Raw genomic sequence first — 24358 nt, 5'->3', positions numbered from 1 at the left:
TGGCTGTGCACCTGCGCCGCCTGACAGCTTGAGGAAAGTAGACGGAGATGCCCGGTGATCGACTCGTACGCTTTCCCGCTCCGGTGGTCCCGGGAATCGCGGACAGTGTCCTGGACACTGCCACGGGGCTCCTGTACGTATCAGGCGTCTACGCTCCCTACCCCGAAGACGACGAGCACTCGATCAGGCTGACCTTCGGAGCATTGGAAGAGGCGTTGCACAGAGGCGGCGCGACCTTTGCAGACCTGATTCGGGTCAACGTTTACATCAAGCATCTCGACGAGGAGAAGCTTCAGGCGTACCGCCGCGTCCGCGACTCGATCCTCGATCCGGATCAGCTGCCGGCGAGCACGGCCGTTGGCGTGCACTCGCTCTACAACGATGCGGTGATCGAGATCGACGCGATCGCCGCGATCTGACACCCATCGCTCTGTGTAGTCGCGTTGCACGGACTTTGAGCCTGGCACGATAGTCTTGCCGAATCGCATGATTGAGGCAACGGAGATCATATTGTGGCCGCTGATGAACTGGGAACGCGCCTGCGACAAGCTCGGCAGTCGCGAAGCCTGAGCCTCCGTAGCGTCGCGCAGTCGCTCGGCGTGTCGCCCAGCCTCATATCGCAGGTCGAGACAGGAAAGTCCCAGCCTTCCGTGTCCACCCTCTATGCCCTCGCGAATCTCCTCGAGGTATCGGCTGACGACCTGCTCGGCATGGGATCCGACCATTCGAGAGGCTCCTCTGCGGCCGTTGCGCGGTCCGATGTCCAGCGCGCGGGCGATGGCCCTGTGATCGAGATGGAGAACGGCGTCCGATGGGAGCGGCTCGCGATGTCGCAGGGCGGTGCGGTCGAGGCGTTGCTCATCACATACGATCCCGGCGCCTCCAGTTCGGTGGACGGGCGGCTCATGCGTCACGCTGGGATCGAGTACGGGTACATGCTGGAGGGTGTGCTGACGCTCCAGCTTGATTTCGACACCTACGAGCTGTCGCCCGGCGATTCGCTCCATTTCGAATCGTCGCGGCCGCATCTGCTGGCCAACAGGGGGGCGGTCCCTGCCCGTGGGGTGTGGTTTGTCATCGGCAGACACGACACCCCGAACGTCTGAAGCCCACCCCTCCAGCGTCTGAAGCCGACGGCTCTCCGGCATGGCACGTCGTCCTGTGTGATGCACGATTCGTGCTCCGGAGGAGAGTCAGAGGCACGCCGTCCTCCGATCCGTCGCTTCTCTCCTTGTCGTCGACGTCGACGATGGTCGATCCCTGCGGCGTTTCCAGGCCGCGAAAGTCTCCACGAGGTTTGGCGCGCTGGGCCTGGGGAGAGAAGCTCCTTCTGCAGCGCCCCCACGGCAGATGTACAGTGGCACTTGACACAATGGGGATGCTCCGTCATTGTTGTTGAACACGCGAGACACGGCCGGAACAGCCGACCGCGCCGCCACGAGGAGAGTGCCATGGCAATGACAGGAATTCGGCCCGAAATCGCAGCGATCGTCGAGAAGATCGACCAGTTGCGCCCTCAGCTCATTGCGGGCGGACGCGAAGCCGATCAGAACCGTCGTATCTCGCGCGAGGTCTTCGAGGCGGTCGCTGCGACGGGCGCCTTCAGCATCTCCGCTCCGACGAAGTTCGGCGGGCTTGCGGCCAACACGCGCGAAGCCCATGCTGTGGCACGAGCCATCGGTCGCGGTGACGGCAGCCTGGCGTGGGTGGACGGCATCCTCGATTCCGGCGCCTGGGTACTCAGCCTTATGGATGAGCGCGCACAGCAGGACGTCTGGGGCGATGGCCTCGACTCGTTCATCTCGATCGTGCTCGCAACCACCTCTGAAGCGGAGCCCGTCGAAGGCGGATACCGTGTCACCGGCAAGTGGGGCTATGGCACCGGCAGCATGCATGCCACGTGGTCGCTTCTCGGCATTCCGCTGAAGAACGACGCCGGAGAGGTCGTCGACGCGGGCCTCGCCCTGATCCCGACGGCTGACCTCACTTATGACGACAACTGGTTCGTCGCAGGGATGAAGTCGACGGCGAGCGTCATGCAGATCGCCGAGGACGTCTTCGTTCCCGCATATCGGGTCCTCCCGCTGACTGCCGCCGTGGAGGGCGGATATCTCGGCGACAACCCGGAGGCCGCCTATAAGACGATCTTCGTGCCGTCGCTGTTCATGAAGCTCGTCGGACCGCACCTGGGAATGGGACGCGCGGCTCTCGACTTCGTGATCGAGAAGGCCGAATCCAAGCCGATCGCCTACACCGGCTATGCGAAGCAGGCGGACTCCGTCCTCTTCCAGACCGCGATAGCCAAGGCGACCGTCGACCTCACGGCCGCGGAGCTCGTCGCGGCACAGGTCGCCGACGAGATCTACGCCGGGACGGAGACGGGGTATTACGCGCCTTACAGCGAGCGCATCGAGATGCGGGCGAAGGCCGCGTGGGTGGTCGAGACCATCACGAACATGATCCACGACCTCATGACCGCCCACGGATCGGGAGGTTTCGCAGACGTGTCGCCGCTCCAGCGGATCTGGCGCGACCAGGCCACGGCATCGCGCCATGGCCACACGCTCGGAGCGAGTGGCTACGAGGCATTCGGAAAGGTGATCTTCGGCCGGGAAGAAGACGCGCGCTTCGTCCTGCCCATCGTCTGATCCGCCCGCAGCGCCGGCGGTCGTCTGCGTGTGCCAGTGCGCCGCAGGCGGCCCCTCGGTCGACCGGCGCCGTGACAGCCTCGACCGTTTACGCACACCCAACCCGCATCGTGGCGCGCCGTCGCGTCCGACCTGGAGGAAAGCAATGAAGAGCACGGGCACGACAGGCACCAACGGTGTCGACTGGGAGGCGCGCGTCGACTTCGACCGCCTGCGCGACGAGCGCCTCAGCCGGTTGAAGAGCGAACTGGCTTCGTCGGATCTCGGAGCTGTTCTGGCGTTCGACTTCTCGAACATCCGATACATGACGTCGACTCACATCGGCACGTGGGCCATGGACAAACTGATCCGATTCAGTCTGCTCACCCGCAACACCGATCCGATCTCGTGGGATTTCGGCTCGGCAGCGAAGCACCATGCGCTCTACAACCCGTGGCTCGACGTGACCTCGTCGGAGATGGATGCTGATCCGCATGCGCCGCACGAGGGCACGAAACGTCCGCGTCTGGAGTCGGGCGCACGGGCGGGTATCTCGACGCTTCGCGGAGCGTTCCCGCCTGACGCGGGTGTCGCGGAGGAGGTCGCGCGCAAGATCAAGCGCGAGCTGGAGAAGTTCGGGGTCGCGCACGAGCCGTTGGGCGTCGACGTCATCGAGCTCCCCATCCTCTTCGCACTGCAGAAGGAGGGGATCACGGTCGTCGACGGCCAGCAGGTGTTCATGGAGGCTCGACGGATCAAGACGCATGACGAGATCCGGTTGCTCACGCAGGCCGCCTCGATGGTGGATGCCGCGTATGAGGAGCTCTATCGCTTCCTGCGGCCGGGGGTGCGTGAGAACGAAGCCGTCGGTCTCGTTGCCAAGACCCTGTACGACCTCGGCTCCGAGTACGTCGAGGGTGTGAATGCGATCTCCGGAGAACGATGCTCACCGCACCCTCACGTGTTCAGCGATCGCCTCATCCGCCCGGGTGATCCGGCGTTCTTCGACATCCTGCACAGCTGGAACGGGTATCGCACCTGCTACTACCGGACGTTCGCGGTGGGATCGGCATCGAGGCAGCAGAAGGATGCGTATACGCGCGCTCGGGAGTACATGGACCGTGCGATCGCTCTCGTGAGGCCGGGCGCGACGACAGCCGACATCTGCGCGGTGTGGCCGACAGCTCAGGAGTTCGGATTCGCCGACGAGGAAGCGGCGTTTGCTCTACAGTACGGTCACGGCGTCGGGCTGTCGATCTGGGAGAAGCCGATCTTCTCGCGCCTCACGTCCTTTGATCACCCGGAAGAGCTCAAAGAGGGCATGGTCTTCGCGCTCGAGACTTACTGGCCGTCTGCCGATGGATGGGGCGCCGCACGGATCGAAGAGGAAGTCGTCGTCACGGCGACCGGGTGCGAGGTCATCACCAAGTTCCCGGCGGAAGAGCTGCTTATCGCAGGCCCGCGCTACATCGCCGTCGGCGGTCCGTTGAAGAACGAGCGCGACTCGCAGTCGCACCTGAACACGATCTGGGGGCAAGGACAGGCCTGAGACCCGCGCGGCTCCGCTCCGAGGAGCGGAGCCGCGCCAGGTCACCCGTCCGTGTGCAAGGACTCCCCGTCGCAGGTGAGGTCAAGATCATCGTGAAGGAAGCCCGACGCGAGGCGTGAGCATCCCTCTTCGATGTCGCCGCCGTGGACTGTCAGCGCGCGAGGCAGCGAGCATCGATCGACACGGCCGCCGTGACGGTGGTCTGATCTCGCTCGCTAATAAGCCGAACGCCGCCAGTCATCGGGGCGGGATGCTCGATGGGTGAAGGCGAGAGACGGCCGCCCGGCTCGGTGCGCCGGTCAAATCACTTCGCGATGGGCACCGCGAACTGGTTCACTCTCCACCGCCGAGGCGGCCCTGCGAGGAATCGTCCCGGGGATCCTGACTCGATCGATCGTCAGCTGACCAGGATCCCTGCCATCATGCGCATCGCTCTCCCCGCCAGCTGGCGCCTCACCGGGTACGGCGGGGGAGCGCCGCGATCGTGACCGCGCAGAGAGCAACGGCGACTCCAGCGAGAAGTCCTGGCGTCGATCCCTCTGCCAGGGGGAGGGCAGACTCGAGCGCCACGGCGGCCAGGAGCTGCCCTGCAACGTTCGACATGCTCAGCAACAGCACGCCGACTGTGCGCACGAAGACGGCCGCGAGGCCGATGAAGAGGGTGCCGACGAAGCCACCGATGTAGTAGCCGGGATTGCTCGGCCAATGGTGCGGCCAACCCTGGATGCTGACCGAGACGACGGCTGCGATGAACAGTACGGATGTTCCGATGATGAAGTTCACGGTCGTCGCCGACGCGGCGCTGTCGGCAGCGACGCGCACAAGACCGTTGACTGCAGACTGCCAAGCGACGGCGATCCCCGCGACGACCGGGATCAGTATCAACCAGAACTGTCGGCCGACGGCGATGAAGGAACTCTGATCGGATAGCACGGCGATGGCCACGGCCCCCACGGCGAGGATCATTCCGACGACCCGCTGAACGCTCGGCCTGACGACGCCGCTCGGACCGACGCCGATCCTGTCGATCAGCAGACCGCCGAGTACCTGGCCGCCGACGATGCCGACAGTGAAGAGCGCCACGCCTGTCGCCGACGCAGCGAGTCCCTGTCCGAGAACGAAGAATGCGCCACATGCCCCGCCGGTAAGAGCCCAGACAGGGAGCGTCCCTGCCCTCACCTGCGTGTGAACGCGCCGCAGGCCCTGTCGGCCGCGCGAGGAGAAGAGCAGGACCACCAGCATCACGAGTAGTCCCGAGCCGAAGGAGATCGCCGACGCCAGGTACCCGTCGCCGATCTCCCCGCTCAGCGCTGCGTTGGACTGCGACTGCACTGCGACGAGAACGCCGGCGATCCCGGAACCGAAGAGCGCGAACCAGGCGGGGAACGTCCGGCCGTCACTGCTCATCGCCGACCTCGCCCGCAGCGGCGGTCCTCGCCGCGGTGGGCACTCAATTCTTCGCTGCCGTACTGGCTGCAACCTCAGTGAACGTGGCTCGAAGCTCTGCACCGACGAATCGCCGTGCAGCGAGGGCGTCCTTGATGATTCCGCCCATGTAGAAGAACGGGTGAACCTGCCCCTGGAATCTCACGCATGTCGTGTCGACACCGGCCTCGCTCAGCCGTCGCGCATAGTCTTCTCCGCTGTCGCGGATCGGATCGCATTCGGCGGTGAGGACGAGCGCCTTCGGGAGTCCGCTGAGGTCGGTCGCCTTCCCCGGATTCAGACGTAGGTCATCTGCATCCGAACCGTCAGCATTCGGGGCGTAGGCGGCGTAGAAGTACCTCAGATCACGAGCCGTGAGGAAGTGCCCTTCGCCGTAGGTGCGCCACGCCTCGGACTCGCGGATCATGTCCCAATCCAGGTTCGGGTAGATCAGCACCTGGTGAACCGGCTGGCGCTCGGCGTGCCGGAGGGCCAGCGCCACCCCGGCCGCAAGATTGCCGCCCGCGCTGTCCCCGGCGACCGCGACGGCATCCGGGTTGATCGACAGTCCAGCGCTGCCGGAGAGCAGCGCCTTCGTCACGGCGACAGCGTCTTCGTGAGCCGCAGGGAACTGGTTCTCCGGTGCGCGACGGTAGTCGACGCTGACGACGGTCGCCTGGGCATGAAGAGCGAGATCGCGGGTGGTGGAGTCGGCGAGATCTGGATCGCCGATGACCCAGCCGCCACCGTGGAAATACACGATGCAGGGTTGGTCGGGCTGGTTGGAGTATGCGTGGACACGGACCCTGACTCCTGCGATCTCTGTGTCCTCGACGAGCATGACATCTGCCCCGACTCCCGTCAGCGGGATCGCCTGCTCGAGATCCAGCCGGTTCTGCTCCGCGCTCTGAGTGTCGAGGGGTGGTGCGTCCTTCACGACGGCGAGGAACTCGCCTGCGTCTGCGGCCACTGGTGCCTGTGAGCTCATGTGGTTCTCCTCTGGTATGACGAACGACCCGCGTCCGTCGGTGGGTGGGGGGCTTACTTGGAGACGCGAACGGCAGCGGTGCGCGCGCTCAGCTGCACTCGACGCGGACGCCTTCTTCGCCGCTGGAAACCGCTCAGCGAGCTCGCAGCGGCGAGGACGAGAACGACACCCGTGACGATCCCGGAGATCTCGGTCGGCACGTTCAGCAGCGTGAGTCCATTGCCGAGGACTGCGATCAGCCACACACCGATAAGAACTCCGATGACGCTGCCTCGTCCACCTGTGAATGGCACGCCTCCCAGAAGGACAGCGGTCAGGACGGCGACTTCGAACCCCAGACCGAGCGTGCCGGACGGTGCGCTGCCGAGTCGCGCGACCTGCATGATCGCGGCGATTCCGACACTGATGCCCACGACGATGTACAGCACCATGACGAACGACTTGACCGGGATGCCGGTCAGGAACGCTGCGCGCGGGTTCGCTCCTACTGCGAGTGTGTGCTTGCCCGCGGGCATCCTCGCGGACACGAACCAGAAGATCGCACAGATCACTCCGGCGATCCAGACCAGGATGGGTATGCCGAGGAACACACCTGATCCCATTCCGATGAGGTCAACGGGCAGACCATAGAGCGAGCCGGGAGAGAGCAACTGCGCGAGTCCGCGCGCGGCCGCGAGCACACCGAGCGTCACGACGATGGGCGACATGCCGATCTGGCCGATTAGCACTCCGTTCAGCGTGCCCACCAGCGTTCCGACCAGCACGGCGCACACGATGCCGGCGATCATTCCGTACTCGATCGATGCGAACGCGGCGCAGACGCCGGCCAGTGCCATGACCGACCCCACAGACATGTCGACGTATCCCGCCATAAGAAGCATCCCGGCCGCGGCAGCGACGATGAACGTCGACGCATTCTGGTTCGCGATGTTGAGCAGATTGTCCGCCGTGAAGAACATTGGAGAGGCTGCGGTGAAGCCACCCATGAGCAGGACGGTGGCAATGACGAGGATCACCAGCTGGAGATCCATGGCTTGGCGGAACCGCAGCAGCACGCTCTTGCGAGGTGTCGTGGACGGTGCGGTCGGTGTGTGTGCTGTTTTCGTCGACATCATGTGAGGGATCCTCTGGTGAAACGTGAAGCGTGAAGGTTCATTGGGTGCTGAGTGTCGTGTCTTCGCCGAAGGCCAGCGACATGAGCTCTGCCTCGCTAGCAGAGGAGTCGATGATCGCCTGGACCTCGCCCTCATGCAGCACGACGATTCGATCGGCGAGGCTGACTGCCTCTTCGTAGTCGCTGGTCGTGAATATCGCGCACCGGCCGGGCTCGGACACGAATGCTCTGACGAAGGCGTAGATGTCTTCTCGAGCGCCGACATCCACTCCCTGGGTCGGCTCGTCGAACAGGAGCACCTTCGCGTCGCTGGCCGGGTTGGTCCATCGTCCGATCATGAGCTTCTGCGCGTTCCCCCCGGAGAACGCGCCGCCTGCCTGATCGGGCTCACGCGGGTGCAGGGCGAGCGCATCGGCGATCGTGTCGAAGGCAGCTCGTTCCGAACGCCTCGAGCGAATGCCGAACTTCCCCAGTTTCCGCATATGCGGGAGCACGACGTTGTCAACGGCCGTCATGTCGGGGAACAGGGCTTGGAGTTTGCGGTCGGCGGGCACCAGGACGATCCCTCGCGCCGCCGCATCGCGCGGAGTCCGGGCGTTCAGCACAGTGCCGCCCACTCTTGCCGTGCCTGCGTGGGTGGGACGAACGCCTGCCAGCGTCTCGACCAGGTTCGTCCGCCCGGATCCCAGCAGTCCGAAGACTCCGATGATCTCCCCCTCGCGCACGCCGAGGTCGACGGGGCCGCTGGCCGAGCCGCTGAATGACGAGAGCCCCAGCGCGATCTCGGCGCTCGCGTCCCTCGTGTCCCGCACCGACGGCAGCCGTTTGTTCGGGGAGATGAAGTCGACGAGGTCTGAGATCTCGAACTCTCCGCGTCTCCGGTCCTCATATACGACGCCGTCTCGCAACACGATCGCGCGATCGGCAACGTGAACGATCTCCGACAAGATGTGGCTGACGTAGATCACTGCGATGTCCCGTGTGCGCGCGAGCATCGAGACCAACTCCAGCAACGCCGACACTTCGCTGTGGCTCAGTGCCGCCGTTGGCTCGTCCAGGATCAACACCTTCGGGTCGCGTCGCAGTGCACGCACGATCTCGACCACCTGCTGCTGACCGACGCTGAGGCTCCCGACCGTTGCGGCAGGATTCAGCGTCAGTCCCAGCGGCAGCAGCAGGCTCAGGGTCTCGCGCTCCTGGGCGCGACGGTCGGTCGCGCCCAGGACTGTGCGTACTTCGGAACCGAGGAAGACGTTGTCGGCGATGCTGAGCGAGGAGATCAGCTGGAAATGCTGGTAGATCATTCCGATCCCGGCTTCGATCGACTCCCTGGGGCTGGACCCCGAGTGTTCCTCGCCGTGTATCAGGATCTGACCGGATGACGGTGCTTCGGCACCGCTTATGCATCCGAGGAAAGTGGACTTCCCTGCTCCGTTCGCTCCGAGGAGCGCCGTCACCTCGCCGGAGCGAAACTCCAGGCTGATGCCTTTCAGTACTCGGTTCGAGCCGAAGCTCTTCTCCAGGCCCTTCGTCTCCAGCGCGACGACCATCGGCCGCTCCTCTCGCCTCTTCCTCGGTACGACTCTCACTTGGCGAACGTGGTGTATGCCTTGAGCAGCTCAGCGATCTTCTCGCTGTCGGACGGGTTGACGAGGAACATCGGCGTCTGCTTGCTCGCATCCCCATCGCCGGTGATCGTAGCGATGGCGTTGTCGACGACCGACGCACCGAGTTCGATCGTCGGAATCGCCGACGATGCGGTGTATCCGGTCTTGTCCCGCAGTGAGACGAGCGCCTCTTCAGCACCGTCGAACCCGGCGACGAACACCTCGTCGAGATCCACCTTGGCGTTCTGGAAGGCTCGCAGCGCTCCGAGCGCTGCATCATCGTTGAGGCCGATAAACACGCGCAGATTCGGGTGTGCGCGGAGTGCGTCCTCAGCGAGCTGCAGGCCGCAGTCCTGCGCAGCGCAGTCCTGCTGCGAGACGACATCGATGCCGGAGGACTCGAGAAGGCTGATGGCCGGGAGCACACGCGGCTGGATCGACGGAAGCGGCGTTGCGGTGGTCACGGCGGCCGTGATGTCACCGTCCGGGTGCTTCTCGGCGACCCACTCGCCGAGGTAGGCTGCCATGTCTTTGCCGGCCGTCTCGTTGTCGAATCCGACGGTTCCGTCCTCTTCGGGGTTGGAGGCCACGTAGGTCAGCCACTTCGTGCCTTGCGATTGCGCCTTCTCCCGCAGGTTCTCCAGCGCTGCGGGGTCCACGGGCAGGACGACGATCGCGTCGACCTTCTGGGTGACCCAGCTCTCGAGTGTGGAGCGCTGGGTTTCGAGGTTCATTCCGCTGGTGTTATCGAGCAGGACCGTGATGCAGCCGAGCTCTTCCGCATGCGCCGCAGCAGCCTCCTTGACGACCTTGACGGCTGATGCCTCGCTTGCGGGGTGACTGAAGCCGATGGTGTACTCCTCTTCGCACGAGGCGTTGGCGGAGTTGCCTGAACCACCAGGCGAACAGGCTGTTGAGACCAGGGCGACGGCGATGATGGTTGCGGTCACGGTCGCGAGACGACGCGACTTGGAGAACGATTGCATGGGCTTTCCTCGATCCGTTGGACGGGCCAGTGCATCTGGGGCTCGAGCGGGCTGCTCGACAGGCTGGCACAACTTTGTGACGCGTGACACAGGGGCGGCGAGTCCTTCGCGTTCGGGTGGAGTGACCGTGAGCCGACCTTTGACGTGTTGCGCCAATGTACGTTGATACTGAACGATGCGTCTATACAATCGTTTGCTTGTGTCCGATTCGTTACGTGGAAGTTAAAACCTGCGGCGCTGATCGGGATGGAGAACGCGACTGGCGAGCGCGCGTGGTCGGGAATGCAGCTACCGGATCCTCAGGAGTCCGTCGGTGTCGCGCGCGACGGTAGGGGGCAGGTCGCACGAGGGGAAGTTTTCACAACCGAAACACAAAAGTGACCTGAGGGCATATAGCATCAGGAGGAGAAGCAAACGATTGCAATCACACGCAGGCTCCACGCCAGCGTCACCTAAGGAGAGCGACAGTGAGCAGTTCAGTACAAGCGACATCGACCATGGACGCCTTCTTCGGCGCTCCCGGTCCCGACCAGGACATCGTTGCGAAGGCGGAGGCACTGCAGCCTCTGATCCGCGAGTACGCCCAACAGGGCGAGGAGAACCGTCGCGTCTCGGAAGAGGTCATCACGGCGATGCGGGATGCAGGACTCCTGCATGTCTCAATCCCGAGACGCTGGGGCGGTCTCGGCGGAAACTTCCGCACTTTCATCGACACCGTCGCGGCGGTGGGCCAGGCCGACGGTGCGACCGGCTGGGTTTCCGCACTCCTGAACTCGTCCACATGGTTCGCCACCCTGTTCCCCGATCAGGCCCAAGAAGACGTCTTCGGAGCGAACCCCCGCGCGTCCGTCGCCGCTGTGCTCTCGCCAGGCGGCCCCTTCATGCAGGCGAACTCCACCAAGAAGATCGAGCACGTCGAGGGCGGCATTCGCCTCACCGGCGAATGGGGCTACTCCACAGGTTCGCTTCACGCGGACTGGTCCATCGTGCCGGTGCGCACGGGGGAGGACGAGAATGGTCTTCCCGTGAACTCGCTCGTACTCATTCCGAGGGCCGACTCGAGCATCAAGGACACCTGGTATGTCGCAGGCATGCGTGCGACGGGTTCGAACACCGTCGTCGTCGATGACGTCTTCATCCCCGAGCACCGGATCGTGCCGATCGGCGACTTTGCGACCGAGCAGTACCCGCGTGAGTGGGCTGAGGAGGACAACTACAACGCCTCCTTCGTGCCGGTCGCGGAGATCGTTCTGAGCGCCGCGCAGCTCGGTATGGCGCGCGGCGCCATCGAGCTGGCCCGCCGCGTCGGCGAGAAGCCGATCACCTACTCGGTGTACCAGCACGCGAAGGATTCGGTCGTGCACCAGATCGAGCTGGCCAAGGCTCAGTCCGAGGCGGACCAGGCCTACCTCCTCGTGATCCGCAGCGTTGCGGCCATCGACTCCGCCGCCCGTGACCGTCGCCCGATGACCGTGGAAGAGCGCGCCAGGACTCGCATGGACAACGGTCAGGCCGCGGCACTGGTGCGCAAGTCGATCAACCGCTGCCTCAGCATCGCCGGTGCGTTCAGCTTCGCGGAGATCAACCCGTTGCAGCGCTTCTGGCGCAATAGCGAGACCGCCAGCCGCCACGCTCTGGTGCACCCGGAAATCGGCGCCGAGGTCTACGGCAAGTTCCTCTTCGGCATCGAAGACAACGTTCAGCCCTTCTGATCGTGTGTGACGGGGCCCTCGGGACGGCATCGCTGCCTCGAGGGCTCCATGTCATCGGTGCTCGCGGCGCAGCGAAGGCAGAAGACCAGATGTTCCCCCCCCTCAACCAAAGGCGAAGACCATGACGAACGTGACAGTGATCGGAACAGGCAGTATCGGATCAGCGGTGGCTTCGGTAGCGGGAAAGGCGGGCGCTCGCGTGCAGCTTCTAGGCCGAGACGCCGTGAAGGCCAGCAGTGTCGTCGCCGAGTCGGGCGCTGAAGCAGGCAAGGTGGGCGACCCGATCCTGGGCGACATCGTGGTGCTCGCCGTGCCCTACGAGGCGCTGGAGGAACTTGCGGAGCAGTACGCGGACCAGCTCGACGGCAAGGTGGTGGTCGATGTGACCAACCCGGTCGACTTCTCGACGTTCGATGAGCTGCTGGTGCCCTCCGACTCATCGGCGGCTGCGGAGCTTCAGAAGCGGCTCCCGAACGCGCGAGTGCTCAAGGCCTTCAACACGAACTTCGCGGGCACGATATCGACGGGGCTGGTCGGGGACGTCCCCACCACTGTTCTCGTCGCCGGGGATGACGAGAACGCGACACGGGCCCTAGTCGACCTCGTCACGGCCGGCGGCGTCGAGGCGGCCGTGATCGGATCGCTCAAGCGAGCGAGGGAGCTGGAAGCGTTCGCCTTCCTCCAGATCACCCTTGCCGCTCAGGAGATCGTCGGATGGGACGGCGGATTCGCCCTGAGGAAGTAGGTCTGCTCCCTGCGCCCGTTCGAACGCTCCGCTAGAAGGGCGAATGCCTCGGGCTGGTGATCGCACTCACCAGCCCGAGGCATTCGAGTTCCTCACGGACATCCCCTGTGGTCTGCTTCTGCTTTGAGACGCATCGGCCGAAATGTCACGCGTTCCTTCCGAGAAGGAGCTCTCAGGCGACCCACACCGTCTTGAGGTTGCAGAACTCCCGGATGCCCTCGGCCGAGAGCTCACGTCCGTAACCGGATCTCTTGATGCCTCCGAAGGGCAGCTCGGGGTACGAGATGGTCATGCCGTTGACGAAGACGGCGCCTGACTCGATCGTCTTGATCGCGTGCCCGATCTCTGCTTCGTCCGAGCTCCAGAATGCCGATCCCAGGCCGAAATCGAGACCGTTGGCGATCGTCAGAGCGTCTTCGAGCGACGCCGCTTCGTACAGACCCGCGACCGGCCCGAAGGCCTCTTCCGCATACAGGCGCATCTCGGGGGTGATCCCCGCGATCACGGTCGGCGGATAGAACCATCCTTCGGCGCCATCGTCGAGGGAGCCGCCCACGATGATGTCCGCGCCCTTCTCCCGAGCATCGTCGACGAGTTCGACGATGTCGTTGCGACCGGAGGCGGTGGCCAGGGGCCCGATGTCAGTGCTCTCGTCGTGCGGATCGCCGATCTGCAGCTGTGCCATCTTCTCGGCGAACTTCGCGGCGAAGGTCGCGTAGGCATCGGTGTGCACGATGAAGCGCTTCGCGTTGATGCAGGCCTGGCCGTTGTTGCTGGTGCGGGCCTTCACCGCCATCTCTGCGGCGGCGTCGAGGTCAGCCGAGGGCATGACGATGAACGGGTCTGATCCGCCGAGCTCGAGCACGACCTTCTTCAGCACATCTCCCGCGATCGACGCGACCGATCGCCCGGCCGGCTCGGAACCGGTCAGCGTGACGGCCGACACACGCGAATCGCGGATGACGCCCTCGACGCGTCCGGCGCCGATGAGGAGGGCCGAGAATGAGCCCTCCGGGAAACCCGCGCGTGTGAAGAGGCGGCCGAGATAGACCGCTGCCTGCGGCACGTTCGATGCGTGCTTCAAGACGCCGGCGTTTCCCGCCATCAGCGCGGGTGCGGCGAAGCGGATGACCTGCCAGATGGGGTAGTTCCACGGCATGACGGCAAGGACGACCCCGAGCGGGTCGAAGCGTGTGCCGGCCTGGCTCGCTCCGACGGCGGAGGGGTCATCGAGCGAGCGTCCGCTGAGGAAGCCTTCGGCATTCTCCGCGTAGTAGCGCATCGCGTAGACGGACTTCGCCACCTCGCCACCTCGCCACGTGACTGTGCGATGGGCTTGCCCATCTCGTCGGTGATCATCGCCGCGACCTGCTCGAGGTCGGCCTCCAGCAGATCGGCAGCGGCGTTCATGAGCTCGGCTCGGCGAGCCCACCCTGCGGCCTTGAGCTGCGGCACGGCGGCACTGGCAGCGGCCAGCTTCTGTTCGACGACATCCTCGCTGTCCTGCTCGAACGTCGCCAGCTCCTCACCGGTGGTGGGATTGACACTTCGCATGATTGCCATGGTTGCTTTTCTTTCGTCAGGTCAGGTCAGGTCAGATCAGGATGGTGAGGGGGTTCTCGATGCGTCGCTGGAAGGCGGCGAGCCACTGGGCTGCGACCGCTCCGTCCAGCACGCGGTGGTCGGCCGAGAGCGTCACGGTCATGACCTTCCCGACCGAGAGCGCTCCGTCGGAGTCGATCGCTGGAACGGAGCGTGCGGCGCCGACCGCGAGGATTCCCGCCTGGGGAGGGTTGAGGATGGCGCTGAACTGCGACGTGCCGTACATGCCGAGGTTCGACACCGAGAAGCTGCCTCCCTCGAGCTCGTGCTGTTTGAGCCGCCCTGAGCGAGCACGATCCGCCATCTCGGCGATCGTGGCGCTCACCTCCGTGAGCGACATGCGCTCGATGCCGCGCAGGACCGGTGTGGTCAGTCCGCCTGCCGTGGCGACGGCGACGGAGACATCCGCGGACGAGAACTGCCGGATGCTGTCGCCATTCCACGTCGCGTTCGCCTGCGAGACTTCCATGAGCGCTGCACCGACGGCCTTCACGACGAAGTCGTTGACAGAGATCTTTCGGCTCGCCGTCTGATTCACCGTCGTGCGCAGGTCCATCAGTTCGTCCACGCGGCAGTCGGCCACCAGGTAGAAGTGCGGCACCGTGGACTTGCTCTCGGTCAGTCGTCGGGCGATCGCCTTGCGCATTCGATCGAGGGGGATGTCCTCGTAGGCTGCGGCGCTGCTCGGCGCGGCCGCAGCAGGGTCCGCACCCGACGGTTCCTGTGCCGGAGCGGGCGAGGTGGCGGTCGGGGCCACCGTCAGCTGTGCAAGGTGCGTCTCGAAGTCGCGACGCACGATCCGGCCGTGCGGTCCAGTTCCCTGAACGTCGCTCAACGCCACACCGTGCTGAGCGGCGAGGCGCCGAACGATAGGGGTCGCGAAGAGCCGCCGCGTCTGGCCATCGTCGCTCTGCTCCGCGACGTGTGTAGCCGTCGTATCCGACGAGGTCGTCGGCGCAGCCGCCAGGGTGGCGCTCGCCGGTTCCGGCTCTGACAGCGGGGGCGTTGTCGGCGCCCCCAGTCCGATCGCGGCGAGAGCGCCGTCGATGTCCTTCTCGGCGTCGCCGGGGGCGAGCATCACGAAGATCGGATCGCCCACTGCGACGCTGTCGCCCTGGGGCACCAGGAGGCGTCCGACCACTCCGGCGACCTCCGAGAGCATCTCCACGCTCGCCTTGTCGGTCTCGATCTCGGCGATCGGCTGATTCTGTGCGATGGTGTCGCCCGGCGCGACGAGCCACGACTGGACGGCTGCTTCCTCTGCGCCGGCGAGGATCGCGGGCATACGGATGATTTCCACCATGATCAGGATCCGAATCCGGCGCGGACAGCTTCGAGCCCCGCGACCACTTCTTCCGTGCGGGCGATGGCAGCCCGCTCCAATACGCGAGAAATGCTGGGGGATGCTTCTTCGCCGGTGACGCGGGCGACGGGCTGGTCGAGCCAGTCGAAGAATCGCCGCTGGATCTCGTCCGCCAGCCACGCGCCGTAAGACGTTCCCTGCGAGCCCTGTTCGACGATCAGCACGGCATTCGTCTTGCGGATGCTCTCGCCGATCGTGTCCCAATCGATGGATGCGCGGTCGAGCCAGCGCAGGTCGATGAGTTCGGCATCGATCCCGGTCTGCTCGATCGCCTCCTTGGAGTGGGCGACCATGGACAGGTATGTGAGGACTGTGACATCAGAACCTTCGCGAAGGACCGCCGCCGAGCCGGGTTCGATGATGTAGTCGAGATCGCCCTCGGGGATCTCGTCGGCGGTGCTGTAGAGGTCGACGTGCTCGATCACGAGCACGGGGTCCTGTAGTGCGAGTGCCGAGTTCATCAGACCGACGTAGTCCCTCGCATTGGAGGGGGCGACGATGCGCCATCCGGGGCTGGTCGCAAAGATTCCCGCGGGGTCCATCAGATGCTGCGAGCCGTAGCCGGAACCCATCGCGACCTTGGTGCGCAGCACGAGCGGCACGTCGTTGTCGCCGCCGAACATGTGCCGGGCCTTGCCGATCTGGTTGAAGACCTGGTCTGCGGCCACCCACATGAAGTCGGGGTACATGAACTCGACGACCGGACGAAAGCGACCGTCCAGTGCGAGACCGCCAGCAAGCCCGACGAACGCGTTCTCACTGATCGGTGTGCCGAGGACGCGTTCGTCGCCGTACTTCTTCGACAGGCCCTTCGTGGCTCCGTTCGTCCCACCGTTGAGGCGGTGCACGTCTTCGCCCATCACGACGATGCGCGGGTCCGTCTCCATACGGCGGTCCATCACCTGAGCCACCGCGTCGATGAACTTCACCGGTCGGAGCGGAGCGGCCTCGTCAAGTGCGGGGAGGCCGTGCAACTCGCTGCCGTCGCCGCGGACGCCCACGTTGACGAAGCCCGTCTCCGGCCACAATTCCGGACGGATACGGCGCTTGCCTGGACGGTCCGGGTCGGATTCGAGGAGCTGCGCCGAGGCCTCGGTCATCGCGCGCTGCACGCGCTCGCGGAGGGCGGCGACGCCTGCGACGTCGATGAGTCCACGGCGGATCATGTGCCGCGCCACGAGATCCAGGGGGTCGCGGGCGACCCAGTGCGCCTCTTCCTCCTTCGTGCGGTACCCGAACGCGCTACCCGGGTAGGCGCCGTTCTGGTGGAAGAACCGATACACCTCGGCCTCGATAATGGTCGGACCTTCGCCCGAACGCATCCGCTCGGATGCCTCAAGGGTGGCCAGGTGCACCGCAAGCGGGTCCATGCCGTCCACGCGCCAGGACGGGATACCGAAGCCCTGGCCGCGAACCGAGAATCGGGGATCGGCGGTGATCTCGTCGGCACGCGTCGATACCGCATAGAGGTTGTTTTCGACGAAGAAGCAGACCGGCAGCTTCCACGCTGCGGCGAGATTCATGGATTCCAGGACGGATCCGATCTGCGCGGCACCGTCGCCGAAGTAGTTGATCGACAGATCTGTCGTTCCTGAGTGCTTCTGTGCCCAGGCGTTGCCGGTGGCCATCGGCGCGCCGCCGCCGACGATCGCATTGGTGCCGAGAGCTCCGGCTTCGAACCACTGGAGGTGCATCGATCCACCGCGACCGCGGCAGTATCCCTGCGCGAGGCCGAGGATCTCGGCCAGAGTGCGCTGCAGGACGGTCTGGATGTCTTCGCTCACAGGCTGGGTCGGGTCGATCCTTCCTGCGCTGACGTGGGTGAGCGCCTTGGCGAGGAACTGATGGTGACCACGATGAGAGCCGTTGACACCGTCCGTCGAGCGGAGCCCCACGATCGAACCGACCGCCCCGCCTTCCTGTCCGATGCTCGAGTGCGCGGGGCCGTGCACCAGTCCCTCGCCGGCGATCTCGAGGACGGTCTCCTCGAAGGCCCGGATCAGATGCAGTTGGCTCAGCATCGTTCCCAGGAGTGCGGGATCGGCTGCATTCCAGTCCGCGTCCGTAGTGGTCAACTGGAACCAGTCGGCGCCGGTCTGGAGTCGCTTCTTCTTCGGCATCTTCGCCCATTCCTCTCGCGCGATCACCTAGACCGCTGAAACGACGGTAGCGGAGTATCGGATACAATTCAAACGTTTGCATATGCGGGTTTCTCGTCGTAGACTCCCAATGTGGGTACGATGTATCCAATTTGGCAGTGACAGAGGAGTCCACCATGGCTGACGCCGTGCGACCTGGCATCCCGGGAATCCGCGGAACCGACCACATCGGATTCACCGTCCCGGATCTGGAAGAAGCTGAGCGCTTCCTCGTCGACATCCTCGGCTGCGATCGCGTCTACACCCTCGGTTCGAAGCAGTCCGACGACGACTGGATGCAGACGCATCTCGGAGTGGATCCGCGTACTGTCATCAGCGAGATCCGCTTCTTCCGGCTCGGCAACGGAGCCAACTTCGAAGTGTTCCTGTACGAGGCCGCCGACGGTCAGGCGCCCCATCCTCGCAACAGCGATCTCGGCGGTTATCACATCGCGTTTTACGTCGATGACCTCGACGAAGCGGTGCGCTACCTGAAAGACAAAGGCGTCGAAGTCATGGGCTCACCGACGTCGAGTGCCCAAGCAGCCGAAGGCCAGCGCTGGGTCTACTTCATCAGTCCGTGGGGTCTGCAGTTCGAACTCGTGAGCTTCCCCCAGGGTAAGGCGTACGAGCAGTCAGCCGACCGCCTGTTGTGGCACCCGGCGCACCCGGGGCGGTGAGACAGTCATGTCGATGGTGAACAATTCGACCATCCATGGCGCGACCGGCGCTCGCATCGCGGCGACGCTGCGCGACGCCATCCTCTTGGGCGAGTACGCGCCAGGTGAGCGCATTCGCCAAGGCCAGCTTGCCGACCAGCTCGGCGCCAGCCGCCTGCCCGTGCGGGAGGCGCTGCGGATGCTTGAGGCCGAAGGTCTCGTGACGATCGTCGCGAACACCGGAGCCTGGGTGTCGAAGCTCACGGCATCGGACTGCGAAGAGATGTATCGCATGAGGGAATGTCTGGAGCCGCTTCTCCTCGGTCTGAACGTGTCTGTGCTGCCGGAATCTGTGATCGACGACATGAGCGCCCTCGCTGACGCGATGGAGAGCACCTCCGACGTCGAGCGTTTCCTGCTCCTAGACCGCGAGTTCCATCACTCGAGCCTTCAGGCGGTGCAGACCACTGTTCTCGCTGAGACGGTCTTCCGTCTGTGGAATCGCACGCAGCACTACCGTCGAGCCGCAACGCGTCTCTTCTATCGTGAGGGCGATGATGCCGTTCATCATGATCACCACCTCCTCGTCACGGCTCTTCGTCGTCGAGACGCCGAAGAGGCCGAGCAGGTGCTCCGTCGGCATATCCGCCGCAGTCGACTTGAACTGGTTCGACATCCCGAGGTCTTTGATGCCTGACTCGCGGAAGGTGACGCCTCCGCGCACACGACGCAGGCGAATCCGACTTATCACGACCTGGAAACATCGCGGCAACAATCTCGACCTAGCATCAGACGCAAGCAATCGTTTGCAATCATCCTTTCGCTTCGAACGATCAGACGCCCCGAGGAGGAACACCTATGTTTGACACGCTTGTTCGACCATCGATCACCGAGATCATCGATCAGCTCACGATGCTTCGCCCCGAGCTCGCGGAAGGGGGACGCGAAGGAGATCTCTCCCGGCGTGTTCCGGAGCGCGTCTTCAAGGCAGTTCAGGCCACAGGTGCCTTCAACGTGTCGGCGCCGGAGAAGTTCGGCGGGCTCGCGGCCAACTCCCGCGACGTGCAGGCCGTGACCAGTGCGATCGGCGCCGGCGACGGCAGCCTCGCCTGGATGGCCGGCATCTACAACACCGGCGCCTGGGTGCTGAGTCTCATGAGCGATCAGGCCCAGGAAGACGCCTGGGGCGAGCGAGGAAAGGTGGGCGCTCTCGTCTCCATCGTTCTGGCCACCACGTCAGAGGCTGTCGCCGTCGACGGGGGATACCGCATCACTGGTCGTTGGACGTACGGCACGGGCAGCCGTGAGGCGGACTGGTCGCTCCTCGGTATCCCGCTCAAAGACGGTACGGGCGAGATCATCGACGCCGGTGTCGCGTTGATCCCCCGCGAGAACCTCACTTTCGAAGACGACTGGTTCGTCGCCGGAATGAAGTCGACGGCGAGCGTAACTCAGCTCGCGACCGATGTCTTCGTGCCGAGTCACCGCATCTTCCGGCTGACCGCGGCGATAGAGGGTGAATACACCGGCAGCAACCGGGGGACGTCGTACCGCACGATGTTCGTGCCTTCTCTCTTCATGAATCTGGTGGGACCCCATCTCGGGATGGGGCGCGCGGCGTTGGACTTCGTGGTCGCGGCGGCAGAGACCAAGTCGATCGCCTTCACGGGATATGACCGTCAGGCGGATTCGACGATCTTCCAGTACGCGCTCGCGAAGTCTGCCGTGCAGCTCGCCGCGGCCGAGGCGCTGGCCGAGCAGGTCGCCGACGAGATCTACCTCACGGCAGAGCGGGGCGACTACGCACCGTATGCCGACCGGATCGCGCTGCGCGCGAAGGTCGGCTGGATCATCGACACGATCACTCAGCTCATCGGCGATTTGGTGACGGCGCACGGTTCCGCCGGGTTCGCCGATTCGTCGACGCTCCAGCGGATCTGGCGCGACCAGGCAGCAGCAGCCCGACACGGGCACACCCTCTCGGCGAGCGGCTATGAGGCTCTCGGGCGGGTGATGGTGGGCCGTGAAAGCGATGCCCGCTTCGTCCTGCCTGTTGTGTGAGTCCCGAGTGTCGACCCCGATTCCGAACCCAACCAACTGAACGGTGAGAAGATGACCATGACTGATACGCATTCCGCTATTTCCGCCGATGATTTCCGCTTCGCCTTTCGGTCGCACCCGGCGGGCGTCGCGATCGTCACCGCCGATGCCGGAGACGGCCCGGTCGCGATGACCGTCAGCTCTGTCGCATCCGTGTCGATCGACCCGCCGACTCTCGTCTTCTCGGCTTCCGCCCTTTCGTCGAGCACGCCGACCATCCTCAAAGCGGAGACGGTCGTGGTGCACATGCTCGCCGCCGACCAGGTGGCGCTGGCCAAGCTGGGGGCGCAGCGCGGAGTCGACCGATTCGGCCCGGACATCGAATGGAGTCGGCTCCCCTCCGGCGAACCCTATTACCCGGGTGCGCACTGGCTGCGCGGCAGAGTCGTCCAGCGCGTAGACGCGAACGGATCGACTCTGATCGTCGTCGAGGCGATCGAATCCAAGCAGCACGGTGACGACGTGGACCAGGAGCCGGTGCCGCTCGTGTACCACAACCGGCGTTGGCACACGCTCTCGGATCGATCGACGCTTCCCACATCGTCCGTTCCGTTCTGCGTCGTCTACGGACGAGACGAGTAAGACCCGATCAATCAACCGCATACAACAAGGAGTAGTCACCATGACCAACGAACGCATCTCTCGCATCCCGGCTCCCGTGGTTCCCGGTATCTCGGACAGCACCCGAGTCGCCGCGGGCGAGCTCGTCTTCATCTCGGGGCAGGTCGGATTCGAAGAGGATGGCTCGGTCCCCACCGACTTCAAGCGCGCGATCGAGCTCACCTACGGCGAGTTCGAGCGTGCCCTGCACGCTGCCGGCGTCACGTACGACGACCTGGTGCGCGTGAACGTCTACATCACGGAGCTCGACCAGGAGAAGCTATTCACGTGGCGCGAAACGCGCAACGGGATCATCAAGACGACGACGCCGTCCGCGAGCACCGTCATCGGCGTGCATTCCCTCTACAACGGCGCCACGATCGAGATCGACGGCATCGCCGCCGCCCGATAGGACGGAGAGAGTGGGTGGCCTCTCGGTGTGAGCGGCCACCCACTCGTCCGGCGCTGTCGTCGCTCTGAATCTGGGCGGAATCTTCACCGCCCATTCGGGGCTCGTCTTGTGCCCTCCGATGGCCTCCTCGCCATCGTGGTGGGGAAACGGCTGCGATCCCCTTAGAGATCGGACTCCGACTTAATGCAATCGATTGAATTTGCGGTAACGTCGATCTCGACCACCGTCCCAACAGAGAGGCCGTCACCGATGGCTGAGGCCGCCAACACCCCCCGACCGCTTCTGACGCCCGGACACATGGGAGTCGACTACGAGATGCGAGTCGACTTCTCCCGTCTGCGCGACTATCGACTTCAGCGTGCCCAAGCAGCCCTCGAGGCGAGCGAATGCGGGGCCTTCCTGTTGTTCGACTTCTACAACATCCGCTACACCACTTCGTCATGGGTGGGGGGCGCGCTGGGGGACAAGATGATCCGGTACGCCCTGCTCACGCGCGGGGGCGAGCCGCACCTGTGGGACTTCGGTTCTGCCGTGAAGCACCATCAGCTCTACTCGCCGTGGCTGAAGCAGGAGCACAATCACCCCGGCTTTCTTGGATTCCGTGGAGCGGTGGCTCCCACCGCGGGTCTCATGGTCGATGCGGTGACCGAGATCAAGGGGATACTCAAGGACCTCGGACTGCACAACGCTCCTGTCGGGGTCGACATCGTCGAGCCGCCATTCCTGTTCGAGATGCAGCGACAGGGACTCACAGTGGTCGACGCCCAGCAGCACATGTTGGACGCCCGCGAGATCAAGAGCGCGGATGAGATTATGCTCCTGAATCAGGCGGCGGCGATGGTCGACGGCGTCTACACCGATATCGTCGAGGCGCTGAAGCCCGGCGTGCGCGAGAGTGACATAGTCGCCCTGGCTGCAAAGAAGCTCTATGAGTATGGTTCCGATCAGGTGGAGGCGATCAACGCCATCTCGGGAGAGCGCTGCAACCCGCATCCGCACAACTTCACCGACCGGATCATCCGTCCCGGAGATCAGGCGTTCTTCGACATCATCCACTCGTTCAACGGCTACCGGACGTGCTACTACCGCACGTTTAGTGTCGGTCGCGCAACGGGGCCTCAGAAGGCGGCCTACTCGCGTGCCAGAGAGTGGATGGACAACGCGATCGCAGCGATCAAACCAGGGGTGGGCTCAGACGAGATTGCTTCGTTGTTCCCGACGGCGGAGTCCTTGGGATTCGACGACGAGCTCTCGGCGTTCGGTCTGCAGTTCTGCCATGGACTTGGACTCGGCCTCCACGAACGCCCGGTGATCTCGCGGCTGAACAGTTATCGCGAACCAGTCGAGATCAAGACCGGCATGGTGTTCGCGGTCGAGACCTATTGCCCGGCAAGCGACGGCTATTCCGCTGCGCGAATCGAGGAAGAGGTCGTGGTGACCGAGGACGGTCCAGTCATTCTCACGAAGTATCCGGCCGACGAGCTCATGGTCGCCAACCCCTACTGACATGAGAAGCAGAGAAGACCAGCAGCTCCGATGCGTCGCGACGTACGCGGAGGGGGGATCTGCACCCCAGTCGGGGTCGATCGCCCCAGCGGCGCCGCGGCGTCGGTCCCCAACGAGCACATGAATCGACGTTACAGTGCGAGCATGGCAGATTCGCGCACTCCCAATCTGAAAGACGTCGCACATGAGGCTGGAGTCCACGTCGCGACAGCATCTCGTGCGCTGAGCGTCGATCAGTCGCACCTCGTGAGCGAAGCGACGAAGGAGCGGGTTCGCGCTATCGCCGAAAAGCTCGGTTATAGGACGAACGCGGTTGCGCAGAGTCTGCGTACGGGGCGCACGGGAACGGTCGGCGTCGTCGTCGCAGATCTGGGAAACTCATTCGTGGTCTCGCTGTTACGCGGGATCGAGTTCGAGTCGCGCGGGGGCACCTACACCCCGCTCGTCGTCGAGACTCATGACGACCCGGAGACGCTGCGCAGCGTCGTGACCCGGCTGCTCCGCAATCAGGTGGACTGCATCATCTTGAGCGCTGCCCAGATTGATGATGGGGACTTCGTCGCCGACCTCGAGCGTCAGGTGCCCGTCGTTCTCGCTGTGCGAGGGTTCGGCGCTGCCGAGCCCGACAGCCCCACCCACCACCTGGAAGCGCTTCCGGATGACTTCGCGGGTGCTCGCCTCGCGGCGGAGCATCTGATCGCGTTGGGCCACCGCCGTCTCGCGCAGATTCCCGGAACGTCGCAGATCTCGTCGTTCATCGACCGGGAGCGGGGTTTCACCGCTGCCGTTGAAGAACATCCCGATGTCGTCGACGTCTCGACCGGCGTGCGCGCCACGGAAAGCACCGTCGACGAGGGGCGACGGCTCGCGCATGCGCTTCTGCAAAGGCGCCCGGAAGAGCGACCGACAGCCATCTTCGCGCATAACGACCTGATGGCAGTCGGGGTGATCGACGCGATCCGCGCAATCGACCTGCGGTGTCCCGAAGACATCTCCGTGGTCGGATTCAATGATGCACCGCTCATCGATCACATCGATCCGCCGCTGACGACAGTGCGTCTTCCCGGTTTCGAACTCGGGCGACGAAGCGCTCGCCTCGCTTTCGATCTCCTGGAAGGGGTGAGACCTGCACAATCCCGACTCATACTCGCCCCTGAGTTCATCGAGCGCCGCTCCACGCGCCCTCTCAGTCCAGATCACACTCGAACAACGAACGGATGAACTA

21 protein-coding genes and 1 pseudogene are annotated in these 24358 nt (G+C 64.5%); 13 read left to right on the top strand and 9 right to left on the bottom strand.

Going from position 1 to position 24358, the window contains the following annotated elements; genetic code table 11:
• The first annotated feature begins 83 nt into the window (after positions 1 to 83).
• From LBN7_RS05635 to LBN7_RS05620, 4 genes are all read left to right on the top strand, one after another.
• Positions 84 to 419 (top strand): RidA family protein, encoded by a 336-nt coding sequence (locus LBN7_RS05635; protein WP_341940289.1) that lies wholly within the window; start codon positions 84 to 86, stop codon positions 417 to 419.
• 93 nt (positions 420 to 512) lie between these two features.
• The gene (locus LBN7_RS05630; RefSeq protein ID WP_341940288.1) at positions 513 to 1106 is read left to right on the top strand and encodes a helix-turn-helix domain-containing protein; all 594 of its coding nucleotides are present in this window, start codon (positions 513 to 515) and stop codon (positions 1104 to 1106) included.
• Positions 1107 to 1451: 345 nt separating this feature from the next.
• Complete coding sequence (locus tag LBN7_RS05625; RefSeq protein WP_341940287.1) at positions 1452 to 2648, top strand: acyl-CoA dehydrogenase family protein; 1197 nt, start codon at positions 1452 to 1454, stop codon at positions 2646 to 2648.
• 145 nt (positions 2649 to 2793) lie between these two features.
• Positions 2794 to 4176: a Xaa-Pro peptidase family protein gene (locus LBN7_RS05620; RefSeq protein WP_341946361.1), complete on the top strand. Its 1383-nt coding sequence runs from the start codon at positions 2794 to 2796 to the stop codon at positions 4174 to 4176.
• A gap of 453 nt (positions 4177 to 4629) precedes the next feature.
• Here the strand turns inward: LBN7_RS05620 and LBN7_RS05615 are convergent, their stop codons facing one another.
• The 5 genes from LBN7_RS05615 to LBN7_RS05595 form a co-directional block, all read right to left on the bottom strand.
• Positions 4630 to 5583 (bottom strand): DMT family transporter, encoded by a 954-nt coding sequence (locus tag LBN7_RS05615; RefSeq protein ID WP_341940285.1) that lies wholly within the window; start codon positions 5581 to 5583, stop codon positions 4630 to 4632.
• 43 nt (positions 5584 to 5626) lie between these two features.
• Positions 5627 to 6442, bottom strand: a complete 816-nt coding sequence (locus LBN7_RS05610) for an alpha/beta hydrolase (protein WP_341946360.1) — start codon at positions 6440 to 6442, stop codon at positions 5627 to 5629.
• Between the two features lie 200 nt (positions 6443 to 6642).
• Positions 6643 to 7704: an ABC transporter permease gene (locus tag LBN7_RS05605; protein ID WP_341946359.1), complete on the bottom strand. Its 1062-nt coding sequence runs from the start codon at positions 7702 to 7704 to the stop codon at positions 6643 to 6645.
• A 37-nt stretch (positions 7705 to 7741) separates the two neighbouring features.
• Positions 7742 to 9253, bottom strand: coding sequence for a sugar ABC transporter ATP-binding protein (locus tag LBN7_RS05600; RefSeq protein ID WP_407361219.1), 1512 nt, complete (start codon positions 9251 to 9253; stop codon positions 7742 to 7744).
• A 35-nt stretch (positions 9254 to 9288) separates the two neighbouring features.
• Positions 9289 to 10452 carry a sugar ABC transporter substrate-binding protein gene (locus LBN7_RS05595; RefSeq protein ID WP_341946357.1) on the bottom strand — a complete coding sequence of 388 codons (1164 nt, stop codon included), beginning with the start codon at positions 10450 to 10452 and terminating at the stop codon, positions 9289 to 9291.
• 311 nt (positions 10453 to 10763) lie between these two features.
• Between LBN7_RS05595 and LBN7_RS05590 the strand changes: the two genes are divergently transcribed.
• Positions 10764 to 12008, top strand: coding sequence for an acyl-CoA dehydrogenase family protein (locus LBN7_RS05590; protein ID WP_407361218.1), 1245 nt, complete (start codon positions 10764 to 10766; stop codon positions 12006 to 12008).
• A 121-nt stretch (positions 12009 to 12129) separates the two neighbouring features.
• A complete protein-coding gene (locus tag LBN7_RS05585) occupies positions 12130 to 12753 on the top strand; it encodes an NADPH-dependent F420 reductase (protein WP_341946355.1) in 624 nt (207 codons plus the stop codon).
• A gap of 172 nt (positions 12754 to 12925) precedes the next feature.
• Here LBN7_RS05585 and LBN7_RS05580 read toward each other — a convergent pair whose 3' ends face one another.
• The 4 genes and pseudogenes from LBN7_RS05580 to LBN7_RS05565 form a co-directional block, all read right to left on the bottom strand.
• Entirely contained in the window at positions 12926 to 14056 is a 1131-nt protein-coding gene (locus tag LBN7_RS05580) for an aldehyde dehydrogenase family protein (protein WP_407361217.1), read from the bottom strand.
• Positions 14057 to 14133: 77 nt separating this feature from the next.
• Positions 14134 to 14307 (bottom strand): annotated as a pseudogene (locus LBN7_RS05575) (aldehyde dehydrogenase family protein); the annotation flags it as partial.
• Between the two features lie 40 nt (positions 14308 to 14347).
• Positions 14348 to 15658: a dihydrolipoamide acetyltransferase family protein gene (locus LBN7_RS05570; RefSeq protein WP_341946353.1), complete on the bottom strand. Its 1311-nt coding sequence runs from the start codon at positions 15656 to 15658 to the stop codon at positions 14348 to 14350.
• Between the two features lie 2 nt (positions 15659 to 15660).
• Positions 15661 to 17838 (bottom strand): thiamine pyrophosphate-dependent enzyme, encoded by a 2178-nt coding sequence (locus LBN7_RS05565; RefSeq protein WP_341946352.1) that lies wholly within the window; start codon positions 17836 to 17838, stop codon positions 15661 to 15663.
• Positions 17839 to 17993: 155 nt separating this feature from the next.
• Here LBN7_RS05565 and LBN7_RS05560 point away from each other — a divergent pair, with 155 nt between their 5' ends.
• The 7 genes from LBN7_RS05560 (at position 17994) to LBN7_RS05530 (ending at position 24354) form a co-directional block, all read left to right on the top strand.
• Positions 17994 to 18536: a VOC family protein gene (locus LBN7_RS05560; RefSeq protein ID WP_341946351.1), complete on the top strand. Its 543-nt coding sequence runs from the start codon at positions 17994 to 17996 to the stop codon at positions 18534 to 18536.
• A 7-nt stretch (positions 18537 to 18543) separates the two neighbouring features.
• Complete coding sequence (locus LBN7_RS05555) at positions 18544 to 19212, top strand: GntR family transcriptional regulator (protein ID WP_341946350.1); 669 nt, start codon at positions 18544 to 18546, stop codon at positions 19210 to 19212.
• 161 nt (positions 19213 to 19373) lie between these two features.
• The gene (locus tag LBN7_RS05550) at positions 19374 to 20576 is read left to right on the top strand and encodes an acyl-CoA dehydrogenase family protein (protein ID WP_407361216.1); all 1203 of its coding nucleotides are present in this window, start codon (positions 19374 to 19376) and stop codon (positions 20574 to 20576) included.
• Between the two features lie 57 nt (positions 20577 to 20633).
• Complete coding sequence (locus tag LBN7_RS05545; RefSeq protein WP_341946347.1) at positions 20634 to 21197, top strand: flavin reductase family protein; 564 nt, start codon at positions 20634 to 20636, stop codon at positions 21195 to 21197.
• A gap of 40 nt (positions 21198 to 21237) precedes the next feature.
• Positions 21238 to 21627 carry a RidA family protein gene (locus LBN7_RS05540; protein WP_407361215.1) on the top strand — a complete coding sequence of 130 codons (390 nt, stop codon included), beginning with the start codon at positions 21238 to 21240 and terminating at the stop codon, positions 21625 to 21627.
• 249 nt (positions 21628 to 21876) lie between these two features.
• On the top strand, positions 21877 to 23133 hold the full coding sequence (locus LBN7_RS05535) for a Xaa-Pro peptidase family protein (protein WP_341946345.1): 1257 nt from the start codon (positions 21877 to 21879) through the stop codon (positions 23131 to 23133).
• Positions 23134 to 23277: 144 nt separating this feature from the next.
• Positions 23278 to 24354: a LacI family DNA-binding transcriptional regulator gene (locus LBN7_RS05530; RefSeq protein ID WP_341946344.1), complete on the top strand. Its 1077-nt coding sequence runs from the start codon at positions 23278 to 23280 to the stop codon at positions 24352 to 24354.
• Positions 24355 to 24358: the final 4 nt, after the last annotated feature.

It is taken from the genome of Microbacterium sp. LBN7 (assembly GCF_045690345.1).
Classification (GTDB): domain Bacteria; phylum Actinomycetota; class Actinomycetes; order Actinomycetales; family Microbacteriaceae; genus Microbacterium.
This window is presented reverse-complemented; position numbering and strand designations above follow the sequence as displayed.